Source organism: Pseudooceanicola spongiae, assembly GCF_014899185.1.
Taxonomy (GTDB): Bacteria; Pseudomonadota; Alphaproteobacteria; order Rhodobacterales; family Rhodobacteraceae; genus Pseudooceanicola; species Pseudooceanicola spongiae.
This window is the reverse complement of the sequence record NZ_CP045201.1, coordinates 1,088,562-1,104,553: the sequence shown is the minus strand read 5'-3', so window position 1 is coordinate 1,104,553 and position 15,992 is coordinate 1,088,562. Positions and strand designations below refer to the sequence as shown.

The 15,992-nt window shown below is 59.1% G+C and carries 14 protein-coding genes and 1 pseudogene; 6 read left to right on the top strand and 9 right to left on the bottom strand.

Going from position 1 to position 15,992, the window contains the following annotated elements; all coding sequences use genetic code 11:
• Positions 1-98 precede the first annotated feature (98 nt).
• Together ligA and recG are read left to right on the top strand one after the other, a co-directional pair.
• A complete protein-coding gene (ligA, locus tag F3W81_RS05190) occupies positions 99-2,189 on the top strand; it encodes an NAD-dependent DNA ligase LigA (protein ID WP_407692474.1) in 2,091 nt (696 codons plus the stop codon).
• Positions 2,186-4,273 carry an ATP-dependent DNA helicase RecG gene (gene recG / locus F3W81_RS05185; RefSeq protein WP_193082583.1) on the top strand — a complete coding sequence of 696 codons (2,088 nt, stop codon included), beginning with the start codon at positions 2,186-2,188 and terminating at the stop codon, positions 4,271-4,273. Before ligA ends, recG begins: the two co-directional genes overlap by 4 nt.
• A 446-nt stretch (positions 4,274-4,719) precedes the next feature.
• Here recG and F3W81_RS05180 read toward each other — a convergent pair whose 3' ends face one another.
• Both F3W81_RS05180 and F3W81_RS05175 read right to left on the bottom strand, forming a co-directional pair.
• Positions 4,720-6,126 (bottom strand): methyl-accepting chemotaxis protein, encoded by a 1,407-nt coding sequence (locus F3W81_RS05180; protein ID WP_193082582.1) that lies wholly within the window; start codon positions 6,124-6,126, stop codon positions 4,720-4,722.
• Positions 6,127-6,183: 57 nt separating this feature from the next.
• The gene (locus F3W81_RS05175; RefSeq protein WP_193082581.1) at positions 6,184-6,633 is read right to left on the bottom strand and encodes an iron-sulfur cluster assembly scaffold protein; all 450 of its coding nucleotides are present in this window, start codon (positions 6,631-6,633) and stop codon (positions 6,184-6,186) included.
• Between the two features lie 80 nt (positions 6,634-6,713).
• Between F3W81_RS05175 and hisI the strand changes: the two genes are divergently transcribed.
• Positions 6,714-7,073, top strand: coding sequence for a phosphoribosyl-AMP cyclohydrolase (hisI, locus tag F3W81_RS05170; protein ID WP_193082580.1), 360 nt, complete (start codon positions 6,714-6,716; stop codon positions 7,071-7,073).
• Here the strand turns inward: hisI and gluQRS are convergent.
• Positions 7,070-7,927 carry a tRNA glutamyl-Q(34) synthetase GluQRS gene (gene gluQRS / locus F3W81_RS05165; RefSeq protein ID WP_193082579.1) on the bottom strand — a complete coding sequence of 286 codons (858 nt, stop codon included), beginning with the start codon at positions 7,925-7,927 and terminating at the stop codon, positions 7,070-7,072. The two genes, hisI and gluQRS, sit on opposite strands and share 4 nt — an antisense overlap.
• Positions 7,928-7,963: 36 nt before the next feature.
• The gene (trmFO, locus tag F3W81_RS05160; RefSeq protein ID WP_193082578.1) at positions 7,964-9,322 is read right to left on the bottom strand and encodes a methylenetetrahydrofolate--tRNA-(uracil(54)-C(5))-methyltransferase (FADH(2)-oxidizing) TrmFO; all 1,359 of its coding nucleotides are present in this window, start codon (positions 9,320-9,322) and stop codon (positions 7,964-7,966) included.
• Between the two features lie 189 nt (positions 9,323-9,511).
• Here trmFO and F3W81_RS05155 point away from each other — a divergent pair, with 189 nt between their 5' ends.
• The 3 genes from F3W81_RS05155 to rpsI all read left to right on the top strand — a co-directional run bounded on the left by F3W81_RS05155 (position 9,512) and on the right by rpsI (position 11,126).
• On the top strand, positions 9,512-9,928 hold the full coding sequence (locus tag F3W81_RS05155) for a PaaI family thioesterase (protein ID WP_193082577.1): 417 nt from the start codon (positions 9,512-9,514) through the stop codon (positions 9,926-9,928).
• A 232-nt stretch (positions 9,929-10,160) separates the two neighbouring features.
• On the top strand, positions 10,161-10,622 hold the full coding sequence (rplM, locus tag F3W81_RS05150) for a 50S ribosomal protein L13 (RefSeq protein ID WP_193082576.1): 462 nt from the start codon (positions 10,161-10,163) through the stop codon (positions 10,620-10,622).
• Between the two features lie 3 nt (positions 10,623-10,625).
• Entirely contained in the window at positions 10,626-11,126 is a 501-nt protein-coding gene (gene rpsI, locus F3W81_RS05145; RefSeq protein ID WP_193082575.1) for a 30S ribosomal protein S9, read from the top strand.
• A 16-nt stretch (positions 11,127-11,142) separates the two neighbouring features.
• Here the strand turns inward: rpsI and F3W81_RS05140 are convergent.
• From F3W81_RS05140 to F3W81_RS05120, 5 genes and pseudogenes are all read right to left on the bottom strand, one after another.
• A pseudogene (locus F3W81_RS05140) lies at positions 11,143-12,259 on the bottom strand (IS481 family transposase).
• 301 nt (positions 12,260-12,560) lie between these two features.
• A complete protein-coding gene (locus tag F3W81_RS05135; RefSeq protein WP_193082574.1) occupies positions 12,561-13,181 on the bottom strand; it encodes a TetR/AcrR family transcriptional regulator in 621 nt (206 codons plus the stop codon).
• Positions 13,174-14,043, bottom strand: a complete 870-nt coding sequence (gene ppk2, locus F3W81_RS05130; protein WP_193082573.1) for a polyphosphate kinase 2 — start codon at positions 14,041-14,043, stop codon at positions 13,174-13,176. Before ppk2 ends, F3W81_RS05135 begins: the two co-directional genes overlap by 8 nt.
• A gap of 39 nt (positions 14,044-14,082) precedes the next feature.
• Positions 14,083-15,033, bottom strand: a complete 951-nt coding sequence (locus tag F3W81_RS05125) for an alpha/beta fold hydrolase (protein ID WP_193082572.1) — start codon at positions 15,031-15,033, stop codon at positions 14,083-14,085.
• Complete coding sequence (locus F3W81_RS05120) at positions 15,026-15,967, bottom strand: homoserine O-succinyltransferase (protein ID WP_193082571.1); 942 nt, start codon at positions 15,965-15,967, stop codon at positions 15,026-15,028. The genes F3W81_RS05125 and F3W81_RS05120 overlap by 8 nt, the downstream gene beginning before the upstream one ends.
• Positions 15,968-15,992: the final 25 nt, after the last annotated feature.

Here is a 15,992-nt window from a genome sequence, read left to right as displayed (position 1 = left end):
CCTCGGGCCTGTCGAAAAAGTGAATCAAGGGGGCGTTTGTCATGGCCGCGCATCAGGAACCCACATCAGACACCTCTGAGGATCTGACCCCGGAGGCAATGACCGAGGCGCAAGCCGAAAAGGCCCTCGCTGATCTCGCTTTGATCCTGGGTCAGGCGAATCTCTCCTATCATCAGGAAGACAGGCCGGACATTTCAGACGCCGAGTATGATCGCCTCAAGCGCCGGAATGCGGAAATCGAGGCTCAGTTTCCGGACCTGAAACGCGACGACAGTCCCAGTGATCAGGTGGGGGCCGCGCCGGCTGACGGGTTTGGCAAAATCCGGCATGAACAGCGGATGCTATCCCTCTCCAACGCTTTTTCTGATGAGGATATCACTGACTTTGATCAACGCATCCGTCGCTATCTGAATCTGGCATCGGATGCCGCGCTGGTCTTCACTGCGGAGCCAAAGATCGACGGGCTGAGCCTGTCATTGCTCTACGAAAATGGCAAACTGGTGCGTGCGGCCACCCGGGGTGATGGCGAGGTTGGCGAAAACGTGACGGCAAATGCGCTGACAATCAACGATATCCCCAGTGAGTTGCACGGTGCGCCGTCTCGCATGGAAGTGCGGGGCGAAGTCTACATGAGCCACGAGGACTTTCAGTCGCTCAACATCCGGCAAAGCGAATTAGGCGCCAAGACCTTCGCCAATCCGCGCAACGCGGCAGCCGGATCGTTACGCCAGCTAGATCCCGGCATCACACGCGCGCGGCCTTTGCGCTTTTTTGCCTATGCCTGGGGCGTGCTGTCGGAGCCTCTGGCGGAGAGCCAGATGGACGCGATCCAGCGTCTGCAACAGCTCGGCTTCCAGACCAACCCACTGACGGCGCTCTGTGACGGCCCTACAGAAATGGTGGCCCACTATCGCGGGATCGAGGCGCAGCGCGCCACGCTTGGTTATGATATCGACGGCGTCGTCTACAAGGTGAACGACCTTGGCTTGCAGGCAAGGCTGGGCTTTCGTTCGACGACGCCCCGTTGGGCCATTGCGCATAAGTTTCCCGCTGAACTCGCTTGGACCACGCTTGAGGCAATTGACATTCAGGTGGGGCGCACTGGTGCTCTCAGCCCGGTTGCGCGGCTTCTTCCGGTGACAGTCGGCGGGGTTGTCGTCTCCAACGCGACGCTGCACAACGAGGATTATATTGCCGGTCGCGACAGCAAGGGCGAGCAGATCCGCGAAGGAAAAGACATCCGCATTGGCGATTGGGTGCAGATTTACCGTGCAGGTGATGTGATCCCGAAGATCGCCAATGTGGATCTCTCCAAACGTAGCCCAGATGCGCCCGTTTTTCAGTTCCCCATGACCTGCCCGGAGTGTAACTCGGACGCGATCCGAGAGCCTGGCGATGCTGTGCGCCGCTGTAGTGGTGGCCTGATCTGTCCGGCGCAGGCGGTTGAAAAGCTGAAGCATTTTGTTTCGCGTGGTGCCTTTGACATCGAGGGGCTCGGCGCCAAGCAGGTTGAGCAATTCTATCGTGACGACTGGATCCGCGAGCCCGCCGATATTTTCCTGCTGCGCGACAAATATGGAGCGGGCCTCCAGCAGTTGAAAAATCGCGAAGGCTGGGGCGAAAAAAGCGCCGCCAATCTTTTCGACGGCATCGACATCAGCCGCAAGGTTGGACTCGACAAGCTGCTCTTTGCTCTTGGTATCCGGCATCTTGGGGAGGCGGCCTCGCGGCTGATTGCCCAGCACTACGGTACCTGGCAGGCGCTGGAGGAGGGTGTTCTGGCTGCGCAGGAACCGGGTGAGGCCTGGGACGAACTGCTGGGTATCGACGGCGTCGGCACAGTCATGGCGACATCGCTTGTGGCGACCTTCGCGCAGGAGGCTGAACGTGCGTCTATCGACCGCCTGATCGCGCAGCTTGACGTGCAAGCGATCAGGCCGCCCGACACCAGCGATAGTCCCGTCGCAGGCAAGACCGTGGTATTCACCGGCACTTTGGAAAAGATGACGCGGTCTGAGGCGAAAGCCCGCGCCGAAGCCCTTGGTGCCAAGGTCGCAGGCTCGGTCTCGGCCAAGACGGATATTCTGGTCGCAGGTCCGGGTGCCGGCTCAAAGGCCAAGAAGGCCGCTGACCTCGGGATTGAGACCATGGACGAAGATGGCTGGCTGGCTCTGATTGGCGACGCATGAGCACCCGACCCGAAGCCCTTTTCCCGCTCTTTGCCAAGTTGGAGAGCCTTGACGGGATCGGCCCAAAGACAGCTAAGCATATGGAAGCGCTACGCGTTCTGCTGCCGCGCGACCTGTTGTTCGTGCTGCCGCAGGGGGCGATCGACCGGCGGCGGCGCGATACGATCCTTGGCCTGACCTTGCCCAGCGTGGCCACGGTTGAAGTGACTGTGATGCGCCACACGCCTCCGCGCAATCGCGGCGCTTATCGCATACAGGTCGCTGATGCGGAAACGACCTTCGATCTGATCTTTTTCCACGCCAAGGCCCCTTACCTGGAGCGTATTCTGCCAGTCGGGGCACGCCGGCTGATCTCTGGTCGCTTGGAACTCTACGACGGTCAGGCGCAGATGCCGCACCCCGATCATATCCTCGCCGAGGATGAGGCCGATGAGATCCCGGATTTTGAACCTGTTTATCCCCTGACCGCCGGTATCACACAAAAACTGATGGCCAAGGCGGCGGCTTCGGCACTGGCGCTGACCCCAGACCTTGCCGAATGGATCGATCCATCACAGAAATCCTTGGCTGAGTGGCCAGACTGGCGCGCGGCCTTGCAGCAAGCCCATAACCCAGACAGCACAGCCGCTGTGAGCCCGTTTGATCCCGCGCGCACACGACTGGCCTATGATGAATTCCTGGCGCATCAGTTAACGCTTGCCCTGGCGCGCATGCGCGAGCGCAAAACCAGAGGGCGCGCCAGCATCGGCACTGGTGCGTTGAGCAAAAAGGTGCTCGCTGCCTTGCCCTACAGCCCAACTGGGGCACAGAGTCGCGCGGTTGCCGAGATTGCTGCCGATATGGCCACTGGTGAGCGCATGTCGCGCCTGCTGCAGGGCGACGTCGGCTCAGGCAAGACGCTGGTCGGCTTGTTGGCTTTGTTGATTGCGGTCGAGGCGGGCGGGCAGGGTGTCATGATGGCCCCGACAGAAATCCTTGCACGTCAACATCTTGAGGGGTTGGCGCCGCTGGCAGACGCGGCCGGTGTTCGGCTCGATATCCTGACAGGTCGCGACAAGGGGGCCGATCGGCGCGCCAAGCTCGCCGCTCTGGCTGCGGGAGAGATCCGCATCCTGGTCGGGACGCATGCGGTCTTTCAGGACGACGTGGTTTTTGCCGATCTTCGTCTGGCGATCATCGACGAGCAGCATAAATTCGGTGTGCGTCAGCGGCTTCAGCTGGGGCAAAAAGGGCAGGGCGTCGACATTCTGGTGATGACGGCCACGCCCATCCCGCGCAGCCTGTCGCTGGCACAATACGGCGACATGGATATTTCGGTGCTGGATGAAAAACCGCCCGGGCGCAAACCTGTGCAGACCTCTCTCGCCTCGACTGAGCGGATGGAGGAAGTGATTGCCCATCTCGACCGCGCAACCCGTGACGGCAAGCAGGCCTATTGGGTTTGCCCGCTTGTGGAAGAAAGCGAGAGCGTTGATCTGACGTCCGCTGAGCAACGCTTCAAGCATCTGCGCGCGCGCTTAGGCGAAGCGCGTGTCGGGCTGGTTCATGGGCAGATGCCCCCGGATCAGAAAGACGCTGCAATGGCTGCCTTTCAGCGGGGCGAGACAGATATTCTGGTGGCGACGACCGTGATCGAGGTTGGTGTGAACGTGCCCAATGCGTCGATCATGGTCATTGAGCGGGCCGAAATTTTCGGTCTGGCTCAATTGCACCAGCTTCGGGGGCGCGTCGGACGGGGATCTGCGCAGTCGACCTGTCTGCTGATGTACCAGCCCCCGATCGCCGACAGCGGGTTGAAACGGCTGACCTTGCTGCGCGAAACCGAAGATGGTTTTCGTATTGCCGAGGCAGATCTGGGGATGCGTGGGGCAGGTGATCTGATCGGCACCGCTCAAAGCGGTCTGCCGAGATTCCGCATTGCCGATCTCGAACATCAGACGGACCTGATGGCGATTGCCCAAAGCGATGCGCGTTCGCTTTTGGCACGCGACCCCAAGCTCGAATCGCCCCGGGGGAAAGCTGCGCGTTCACTTTTGTGGCTGATGGGACAGGATGAGGCAATTCGTTTGATTTCAGTAGGTTAATCCCTTCGACGGTAAGAAATTCCACTTTGTTCCCCAATGTTCTTAAAAAGTTCTTTACGTGAGGCTTTTCATGTGGGAACAAAGGGGCAACTCCGGCGAAGATGGAAAGGAACTGGAAAATGCTGAACGATATACTCAATGCCGCGCGGCGGTCTCGGGCAACTTTTCTGGAGGATCTGGTTGGCGCAGCTGCGCTGATTGTCCTGCTCGTCGGATCGTTGTTCCTGCCTGTCTTGACTTAAGTTTTCTGCCTGCATGTCGTTCATGGCGCGGCCGCTTCCCCAGCGGTGACCTCCGGGATTGCCTGTCCCTGAGGATCGGAACTGCCTCATCCCCGATACCGCGTCTGTCCCAAGCGACACTGCATCACTGGCCGCCGCATTTAACGATGCGGCGGCATTTTTATGTCCAATATCAATTCGCGACAAGATTCCGCGATAGAAGCATTAGAATTGAAAGGCCAGACGCAGCCCACCCCAATGGCGGTTCTTGACGAAAATGGGCGCTGAGAGATCTTTCATCAACATGAAGTCGCCACCGCCCATATCGCGGCGATAGACCTGCAGAAGAAATGGATCCTTGTTCAACCCGGCCTTCAGTCCGACGCGATCGTCAAAGATACGTCTGTTGCGGCAATGCGCCATGTTCCAAACCGGATCATCGCTTTGCGGCTGAGAGAATTTTCGATTGTGCGTCGGCAGATAGCCATTGCAGTCGACCGCAGCGCAAAAGACGATCCGGGAGTCCAGCTCCAGCGCGCTTTCCAGAATGTCCGGTAGCAGCGCATCCGTCAGCCCGGTGAACGTGGCCATCAGTTGCTCGGGGTCGGTGCGCGGGATACTTCGGTACTCATCGTCAAACATATCGTCGAAATCGATCCGACCAGCGTCTACCGCCGCATTGAACAGATCGGATATCTGTTTTGCACGGGCCTGAACCGCGCGGATCAAAGGAAGGTCTGAGGCGCCGCCACCCGCGATGACGCTGTCCTGCACCATGGCTTCGGACAGATCGACAAGGTCGTGAACTCGTTCGTGAACCTCGGCCACCGCCTCCGCGCTGTCGCGCACGATGTTGAAGGTTTCCTCAATCTGAGGGGCGTATTTGCGAAGGGCCTTGTCTGCTTCGATGGCATCGTCGCGCACCAGTTTCATCCGCCCGACGGTGAGCTCTAGCGCGGCTCGAACCTGCAGCGTCAGCTCCTGCGACATATTGCTGACGCCTGACAGTTCCTGCGATGTTTTCGCGACCCGACTGGTTTCAGTCTGCAGTTCGACGATCCAGTCCACCAGCCGCAACACATTATCGCTGATCAGATCTGCGGCGGTGCCGGTCTGTTGCGACAATGTGTTTATTGCATCGGCGACGACCGAGAAGCCGCGACCCGCCTCGCCGGCGCGCGCAGCCTCGATCTTGGCGTTTATGGCCAGCATATTGACCTGGGCGGCAATGGAAGCGACATGATTGTTACTCTGCTGAACGTCCGTCAGGATCTGACCAACGCTGACCGTGCGTTTTTCGAGCGTATCGATCCAGTCCGTGACTTCGCGGCCCAGCTGGCCGGCCTGACGCGTCTTGTCATATCCTTCCATGAAGCGCGCTTGAGTCTGTTCAAGCTCGGCGTAGGCCTCCTTGATCGTGACCATGACGCTGGCGTTCATCTGCAGCACCTTGCCCGAGCCGTGGCGGACCGTGCGCAATTCTGCCAGCAAATCACCGGTGTGCTTGTTTAGTTCAGCAAGAAAGCCCTCAACGTCCACAACCTCCTGCCCGAGTTCGGCAGCATGCGCCGCCATACGGTCCAGCGAGGCGCCCACGGGCGATGAATCGGAGAAATCGCTTTTCTGTTCCATACCTGACCAAAGAAATGACGTCTTTCTCAGGGATAGTGGCGATATCCGAAGAAGCTGTTAAGCGCAGTCGCGTTTGCGCACGTCATCCAGTGCTTCGGACAGCGCGTCCAGGGACAGCAGGATGGAGGCATGGCGGTTCTTGTAGTCGCGGGCAGGGCGCAGCACCTCAAGCCCGTCAAATGGGGCAGGCGGCGTCGGCCCGTCGTCTTTCAGCATCGCCTTCAGGGCATCCCGGGCGGCATGGATCTGGTCGCGGCTCTGGCCGATCACCGCCTGACCGACGATACTGGCCGCCGCCTGACCAAGCGCACAGGCGCGCACCTCTTGCCCATAATCGATGATCTTGTCGTCTGAAACCTGCACATCCACAGTCACGGTCGAGCCGCAGAGCGGCGCGCGTTTCTTGACGGTGGCGTCGGGCGTCTCGAGCCGCTGCTGCCGTGGAATATCGGCCGCGAGCGCCAGGATCCGGTTGGAATAGAGTTTGATCAGGTCCGTCTCGGCCATGGCGCATCCTTTCCGCACTGTTCAGCAGATTGCATCTGGCTTAGATAGGCTGCGATTTACCGGATGCAAAGGGTTTGTACATGAGCTTTGATCCCTCGACACTCAAGTTTGATGAAAAGGGCCTGATTCCCGCGATCGCTCAGGATGCGGACACGGGTGAGATCCTGATGATGGCCTGGATGAACGCCGAGTCCATCGCCATGACCCTGAACACCGGCAAGGTGACCTATTGGTCTCGCTCGCGCCAGGGTTTCTGGATCAAGGGCGAGACCTCTGGCCATGTGCAGGAGCTGGTCGAGATGCGCGTTGATTGCGACCGTGACAGCCTGTTGTTCCAGGTGCGTCAGACGGGACCGGCCTGCCATACCAACCGCCGCAGCTGCTTTTACACCGCCATTCAGGACGGGGCCGAAGTCGAGCTTATGCAGCCGATGGTCTAGAGGCCGACCATGCGACGGATATCTGCAGGCGTCGCGCCCTCGTTTCGATAGGCCGCTATCGCGCGTGCGTCGTCGCGTTTGGCCAGTCGTTTGCCGTCGGCGTCGCGGATGAGGCGGTGATGGTGATAGAGGGGTGTCTTCAGGCCGAGGAGGCGCTGCAACAGCACGTGGATTGCCGTCGCCTCGAACAGATCCTGACCGCGCACCACGTCAGTGACCTGTTGCGCGGCATCATCACACACAACCGACAGATGGTAGGACGTGCCCATATCGCGGCGCGCCAGCACGACGTCACCTATCTCAGCGATCATATGAGATGCGTCATAGGTGATGGTGCCGCTCTGGCCATCGGGCCCACACCCAATCTCGCTGAATACCAGGTCGATGCCCCTTATTGCACGCGCCATATCCAGCCTTAGCGGCAGGTTCAGCGGCATCGCACCGTTCAGGGGCGCGTGGGGGCGGCATGTACCAGGGTAGACAGGGCCATCCGGTCCGAAGGCTGGAACGACGCCGTCCTGCGGGGCCGACAGAGCGTCGGCGATGTCGCGGCGGCTGCAGTGGCAGGGGTAGAGCAGGCCCTTGTCCCAAAGGCTTTGCAAAGCTTCACTGTAGCTTTGCAAACGATCCGACTGACGCATCACTGGCACTGGCCATGCGATACCCAGCCAGTGCAGGTCGTCGTAAATCTGCTCCTCCCACTCCGGGCGGGCGCGGGACCTGTCGATATCTTCGATGCGCAGCAGAAACGTACCGCCAGCCCCCCTTGCGAGCGCCTCAGCGGTGAGCGCAGAATAGGCGTGACCCAAATGCAAAGGTCCCGTTGGTGACGGGGCAAATCGGGTCACAACCATGTCATATCAATCATATGCAGGGTGATGCTCATGCAATCAGTCTGCGGCAACAGGCTCTTGTGCATCCAGCCAGCCTTGCCACAACTCCTTGGCGCGATCCGTATAGGCCTTGTAGCGGTCCTTGCGTCCGCGACGGCCGCTTTTCAGCCCATCCACAGGCGGGAACAGCCCAAAATTCACGTTCATTGGCTGAAACGTCTTGGCATCTGCGCCGCCGGTAATATGCGTCACCAGAGCGCCGAGCGCGGTTTCCGGTGGCGGGGGCAGCAACTCGCGTCCGGCGATTTCGGCAGCGGCCATTCGCCCGGCCAGCAGGCCCATAGCGGCGCTTTCGACATAGCCTTCAACCCCGGTGATTTGACCGGCAAAACGGATATTGGGACGTGAGCGCAGGCGCATCTGACCGTCCAGCAGCGTCGGAGAATTGATGAAGGTATTGCGGTGAATGCCCCCCAGACGCGCAAATCGCGCTTCCTCCAGACCAGGAATCATCCGGAAAACATCAGCTTGCGAGCCATACTTCATTTTGGTCTGAAAGCCGACGATATTGTAGAGCGTGCCAAGAGCGTTGTCGCGGCGCAGCTGCACCACGGCATAGGGTTTGTCCTGTGGCTTGTGCGAATTGGTCAGACCAACAGGCTTCATCGGTCCATGGCGCAGGGTTTCACGGCCACGTTCGGCCATGACTTCGATGGGCAGGCAGCCGTCGAAATAGCCTGCCGTCTCGCCCTCATGGAACGCGGCCTTGTCGGCCTCCAGCAGCGCGTCCATGAAGCCTTCATAGTCATCTTTGTCCATCGGGCAGTTGAGGTAAGCGCGCTGCTCTTCCTCGGTCTCGCCCTTGTCATAGCGCGACTGCATCCAGGCGACGTCCATGTTGATACTGTCGGCATAGACGATCGGTGCAATGGCGTCGAAGAAAGCCAGAGCCTCGGTCCCGGTTTCCGCCTGAATGGCACGGCCCAGTCCTTCGGAGGTCAGCGGGCCTGTGGCGATGATCCAGTGACCCTCGTTCGGCAGCTCGGTGATCTCACCATACTCCACCTCGATCAGCGGGTGGTTCATCAAAGTCTCGGTGACGGCAGCGGAGAAGGGATCGCGATCCACCGCCAATGCGCCGCCCGCGGGAAGACGATGCCGGTCTGCTGTGGCCATGATGATGCCGCCCGCGGCGCGCATTTCCCAATGCAGCAGGCCGACAGCGTTCTGTTCGCTGTCGTCCGAGCGGAAGGAGTTGGAACACACCATCTCGGCAAGGTTGCCGGTGCGATGTGCGAAGGTTTCAACGCTGGGGCGCATCTCGTGAATTACCACGGGGCAGCCTGCTTGCGCGGCTTGCCATGCGGCCTCGGATCCGGCCATGCCGCCGCCGATGATATGGAGCTTTTGTGTCATGTCTGCGATTTACGGCATCGCCGCGTTGAAGGCAAAGGCATTTGAGCTGGAGAGCACTTTGCAAAGCATGTGCCGTGACGTTGCAAATTCGTGTGCTTGAGTTGCTGCATCACATGGTCGACGCTGATGCGGATAAGGGTTGCCTCAGGGCAGGGTGCGACCGTCACACTTTGGGAGGAGTGATCAGACATGGCAGTGAAGATGGACAAAGAGGCCCTATCGGCTTTTCTGGTCGAAGTGTTTCCACAGGTGCACGAGGATTTTGCGATCGAGCATGTCGAGGAGATGGCCGTTCGCGTCCGCCTCAAGGTGGCAGAGCGGCACTTGCGCCCCGGTGGCACAGTCTCGGGTCCATCCATGTTCGCGTTGGCCGATGTTGGCGTCTACCTGGCGGTTCTGTCCATGATCGGACCGAAGGCGCTGACGGTGACCACTGGCTGCTCGATGGACTTCATGCGCAAGCCCCGGGCGCATGCGGATCTGATCGCCAGCTGCACGTTGCTCAAGCTCGGCCGCACCCTGGCTGTGGGCGACGTACTATTGCGGTCTGAGGGGGCCGACGCACCTGTCGCACGCGCCACTATGACATACGCAATACCGTCGTAGTACCGACGGGATACCGACAGGGGCTTCGTGGAGGGGTCTGACGATAAGATTTCGGTGTCTGTGATGCGCAAAAATATGGGGTATATAGATACCTAAATTATAAGTAACTGAAACTGCTTGTGTTTTCAGAATTAAGCTCACTTGACTGGGGCCTTTTCCCCTGTATAACCGCCCAATCAATTCGCCCGCTAAGCATTCGCCGCGCGGGCTGCCAATCTTAAAGGGCACCCCCATGAAAACCTTCTCTGCAACACCTGCAGACATCGACAAGAAGTGGATCCTGATCGACGCTGAAGGCGTTGTTCTCGGTCGGCTCGCATCGATTGTCGCCATGCGTCTGCGTGGCAAGCACAAGCCTTCCTTCACGCCGCACATGGATATGGGCGACAACGTGATTATCATCAACGCTGACAAGATCCAGCTGACTGGTAAAAAACGGACGGACAAGACTTACTACTGGCACACAGGCCACCCGGGCGGCATTAAAAACCGCACCGCCGCCCAGATTCTGGAAGGCGCCTATCCGGAGCGTGTCGTGACTGCAGCCGTCAAACGCATGCTGCCAGGTAACCGCCTGAGCCGCCAGCAGATGACCAACCTGCGCGTCTACGCCGGAGCAGAACATCCGCATGAGGCGCAAGCGCCTGACGTGCTGGATGTAAAATCCATGAACTCCAAGAACACGCGGAGCTGATAGATGGCTGATCAAATCAATTCGCTTGAAGAGCTCAAGGGCACCGTTGCGGTTAACACCGGTTCCGTTGCTGCTGCTCTCGACTCCGACGCTCTGCCCGCACCGACCCGTGACGAGCTTGGCCGTTCTTATGCAACCGGCAAACGTAAGGATGCGGTTGCCCGCGTCTGGATCAAGCCAGGTTCTGGCAAAGTAACCGTCAACGGTAAGGATATGTCCGCATATTTTGCACGTCCGGTTCTGCAGATGATCCTGCGTCAACCTTTCACGATTGCTGGTGTCGAAGGTGAATTCGACGTTATGGCAACCGTCAAAGGCGGTGGTCTGTCTGGTCAGGCTGGTGCGGTTAAGCATGGTATCTCGAAAGCCCTGCAGCTGTACGAACCGAGCCTGCGCGGCGCTCTGAAAGCTGCTGGCTTCCTGACACGCGACAGTCGCGTTGTGGAACGTAAGAAATACGGTAAGGCCAAAGCCCGCCGTAGCTTCCAGTTCTCCAAGCGCTGATCTGGATTATTTCTTTTCAGAAAAGGCCGCCCTCTGGGCGGCCTTTTTTGTTTGACATGTCGTGTATTGGTTTTGGCATCTGGTGGATCGGATTTCTGATGAATCGATGTGGCTCTGAAGTCCAGATGTTGCAGATGTATTCGTAGGGCGTGAGGCCGTTCAGGGGCTTTAGCCAGCGTGCGAAGTTGTATGCGTCCATGAAGTCGGCGAGGTGCGTGCGCAGCTGATCATGGCTGTCGTAATGGTATCGCTTCACGTTCCGCCGTCGCCGATCCCCCGGATCGGCGTGGGGCCTCACCCTCCTTGATCGTGCGGTTCATCCGCTCGACCTGGCCATTGGTCCACGGATGGTTTGGTCAGCCCGTGCTCAATCCCATTTACTTCGCAGATCATGTCAAAGCGCATCTGCCGTGAGTATGCTGTGTTCCGGTTGCGGGGCTGTTCGGCGAATTGGATGCCGCTATCAGTCAGCATCGTGTGGATGCGATAGGGGACGGCCTTGAGCAGACGCTCGAGGAACTCCCACGCTGTCTTGCGATCCGCCTTAGCCACGAGTTGCGTGGCTGCAAATTTGCTAGTCCGGTCAAATGCCCGCAAAGAGATAGAGCTTGCCCTCCACCGTCTGAACTTCCGCGATATCGATATGAAAGAAGCCGATGGGATAGCGCTTGAACTTCTGGCGCTTTGGCTTGTCTCCTTCGATATCCGGCAGGCGAGAGATGCCGTGCCGCTGAAGGTGAGGAGGGTCAGAAAACGATCCGAGGGATTGTTTTCCCGACGCAAGATGCAGTGCCGATCGGGTTAGATGCGGAATCGATAGCTGAAGGGCATAGAGGCAATCATCCAGCGGCAGCAGCGTGCGCCGTCGGAATGCGACGATAATGGCCTGCTCAGCTTCAGAGAGAACGATTGAACGCGGCTCCTTTGGGCCGGTCTTCAGATCCTATACCGTCGGACGCTTGCGCCACTTTGCGACGGTCTTGGGGTTGATGCCAACTCCTTTCTCAACTGCGCGAGCGAAGCTTGCCCCTCTCGGGATCATGCTGTGCATGACCCTGCCGGGCAGCGGATCGCTGTATTGCAGCTCTGACGGCGTGCGTTGTCGTGGCGCTCCCGTGACGAACTTGTCCCATAATGCTTCCTTCCAATCCTGAGATAGGATCGCACCATCAAACCGTGGGATCAAACACCTAAGATGCAATCAGGAGAGGTCGCCATGCAGCACGCGCGCACAACTAAAGCGAATACGTAGGGCGAAACTAGTCTGCGAACGACATTGGTTGAAAAGCGGCGGTGATCCGCAAAACGCTGGCCTAATGTCTCGAGGTTGAAATCAACTTTTGTTAGTTGTGCCTGACACGACCTGAAATGGCCCCAAAAATTGATCCGCAACGGGCGGTGCGACAGATTACGCCCTCGCCTCGCTCAATGTCGCTAATCGTCCGGCGCGATCAGGCCAAGGCCGCGCAGATAGACACCGATGCCGGTTTCCAGCAAATCCTCAGCCGCAAAGGCGCTTTGCTTGCCCGGTGAGTTGCGCGCAAAGAGCTCTACAACGCCGTGGCTCATCGCCCAGATATGGGCCGAAAACATGGACGCAGGAGGGCGCTTTTCAGCTGGAATATGCTGGGACAGATCTTCGGCGGCGCGCTCCAACACGTCCCATGCGTGGCGCGCGACTTTGGCAAGCTCAGGGTTGCGGTTGACGGAGATGCCGCTTTCAAACATCGCAATGTAGTGCCCGGGGTACTTGCGCGCAAAGGCGAGATAGGCGCGCCCCGTCGCCTCAAACGCTGCTAGCGCTGAGGGCTGGCCGCTCTGGTAGGCATAATCGATGACATCGGCAAAGATCTCATAGCCTTGGTGCGCAGCCTCCGCGATCAGATCCTCGCGCCCCTCAAAATGACGATACACCGCTGCAGGGGTGACGCCAGCCTGCTTTGCGGCCTCTGAGAGGGTAAAGCCCGTCGGCCCCTTGGCTTCGATCAGTTCCAATGCGGCCTCGACGAGCGCCTGTCGCAGGTTGCCGTGGTGATATCCGCGTTTCTTAGGCATCCCAGATATCCGGGCCGCCGCAAATCTTATCGTCTATCGCACCAATCGCCGTCTTGGATTTGCGATCGTAGTCGATGCAACTGACCACTTTGCGCATGGCTGCAAGCCTTGCACGCCGCTTGTCATCCGACCGGATCACCGTCCAGGGCGCGAAATCGGTATGAGTGCGCAGGAAGGTTTCAGAAATGGCCTCGGAATAGTCGTCCCACTTCGCCAGTCCGTTCACGTCGATATTGCTGATCTTCCATTGCTTCAGAAGGTCTTGCTCACGATCGATGAAGCGCCGCAGCTGCTCGGCGCGCCCGACGTTCAGCCAGAACTTGAACAGATGGATACCGTCTGCCACCAGCATCTTTTCCAGATCCCCGACCTGGGCGAAAAACTGTTCCCGCTCAGAGGGTGTGCAAAATCCGAAGACGTGCTCGACCACAGCGCGGTTGTACCAAGAGCGGTCGTAGAAGACGATTTCACCCGGGGCAGGCAGGTGATCGATGTAGCGCTGGAAATACCATTGACCCTGTTCGCGGTTGTTCGGGGTCGGCAAGGCAATCACATTTGCACCACGCGGGTTCAGGTTTTCCCGGAACCGCTTGATCGTACCGCCTTTGCCCGCCGCATCCCGACCCTCGAAAAGGCAGACGATACGGGCGCCTGTTGCCTTGGCCCAGGCTTGCATGTTGACCAGTTCAATCTGCAGCGCCCTCAGATCCTTTTCGTAGGTCTTGCCCGACATACGTTCCGAATATGGGTAGGATGGGTTCAGAATATCACCCTTGTCGTACCGCTTGATCGCCTGGCGGATCGGCTCGGGGGCGTCATTCTCGAAGTAAGCGCTGATGGCGCCGTCAAATGGCAGATCCATAGGGGTATCCTTTTGATACAATATGGAACTCTTACCCGGTCAGTGCAATCCGGCGCGGCGGGCTGCGCGCTCAATTGCTGCAATGACATCAGGTTCCGCGACGTGATGGGGCATGTGACCGATCCCCTCCAGCCGCTGAAGATGGGCATGCTGAGCATTCTGTGCCAGCGCGGCTGAGTGGATTTCGAGGTCGACAGTGGTATCCGCCGTGCCGTGCACGATTTCGATCGGCAGGGTCAGTTCTGCATAATGCGGGCTGAGTTCCCGCAGTTGACGGCGCAGGTCCGTGCGCTGCTGTGCATTCGCAATCAGGCTTTCAGGGCGCAGGTTCAGTTCCGCACCGATGTAATCGGCATAGCCAGCGGGGGCCTGCTGAGGGGCAAAAACGCTGCCGACTTCGCTGATGACATAGCTTCTCGGGACCCAGGCACAAAGAACATAGGCCATCACAGTGCCCAGAATGGGCTGAGAGAGGAGACTGTTGAACCTGTCGAGTTCGCCCGGCCAGGGATATGTGGCCCCCGAGATTGAAACCGCCGCAGCAATCTGGTCAGGGTGGCGGACGGCCCAGTCCATCAGAAGTGCGCCGCCAAAGCTGTGTCCAACGACGATCGGGGCCTCGAGGCCAAGATCGCGCGCGGCATGGGCCAGAAGATCGGTTTGAGCGTCCAGAGTGACGCCTTGCGGGGCCAGCGCTGGCGTATAGCCAAGGCCAGGGCGGTCAAAAAGCGTGACGCGAAACTGTTTTGCCAGCTTATCCGCCAGCGAGAAGGTGAAATCCCGCGTGCTGCCAGATGCCCCATGGATCAGCACCAGATCCGGCCCCGCCCCGAGCTGGAGGTAGTGCACAGGGTGGCCGTCAACGCTCAGGAATTGACCCTCTGGCGGGAACTCCGCCTCGAAGGCTGCGCTGCGCGCGTGCACCCGCCAGACTGTAACTGCCGCAAAGCAAAGGCAGATAGCGACCGCGATCCGAAATGGTTTACGCACTATCGCTATCCGTCGTCCCGATTTTGGCCATGTCGAAGGGCGTCGTCTGGTAGATCTGGTTGATCCAGTTGCCGTAGAGAAGATGCGCGTGGCTGCGCCAGCGGTTTTGCGGACGCCGGCTCGGGTCATCGCCGGGGAAGTAGTTCAGCGGAACGTCGATCTGTTTGCCTTCGGCGACGTCACGGTCGTATTCCTGCTTCAGTGTATCGCTGTCATACTCGAAGTGGTTGAAGACGTAGAGGGCCCTGTTGCTGGGATCCTCGACCAGGCAGGGTCCAGTGTCTTCATCCCCGAGCAATGTATTCAGGCCGTCGACAGCGAGAATGTCTGACTGTCGTACCTCGGTCCAACGGCTGACCGGGACCGTGCAGACGTCTGAAAACCCCCGCAGGTAGGGTGAGGCGGGTTCAAGGTTGGTCTGTGGGAAGCACCCGAAGTACTTGGCATCCAGCATGTGCTTTGGCACGCCATGCAGGTAGTTGATCATTGCCATGCCGCCCCAGCAGACGCCGAACGTCGAATGGACATGCGTTTTCGTCCACTCGAAGACTTGCCGCATCTCATCCCAATAGGTGACGTTCTCGAACTCAAGATGTTCGATCGGAGCGCCAGTGATGATGAAACCGTCGAACTTTTCGCCCGTCGCTGCGACCTCCGAGAAGGGGCGATAAAAGCTCTCCATATGCTCAGCAGCCGTGTTTTTCGTCTGATGCTCGCTCATGCGGATCAGGCTCAGCTCGATCTGCAGCGGCGTGGCCCCGATCAGACGCGCGAACTGGTTCTCGGTCTGGATCTTCTTCGGCATCAGGTTCAGCAGGCCAATCCGTAGCGGGCGGATATCCTGCAGCGCCGCCTGACCCTCGGACATGACCATGACGCCCTCACGGGTGAGTACATCGTAGGCGGGCAGGTCTTCGGGGATTTTGATAGGCATGGGCTGTCCTGATTGTTGGCCGACG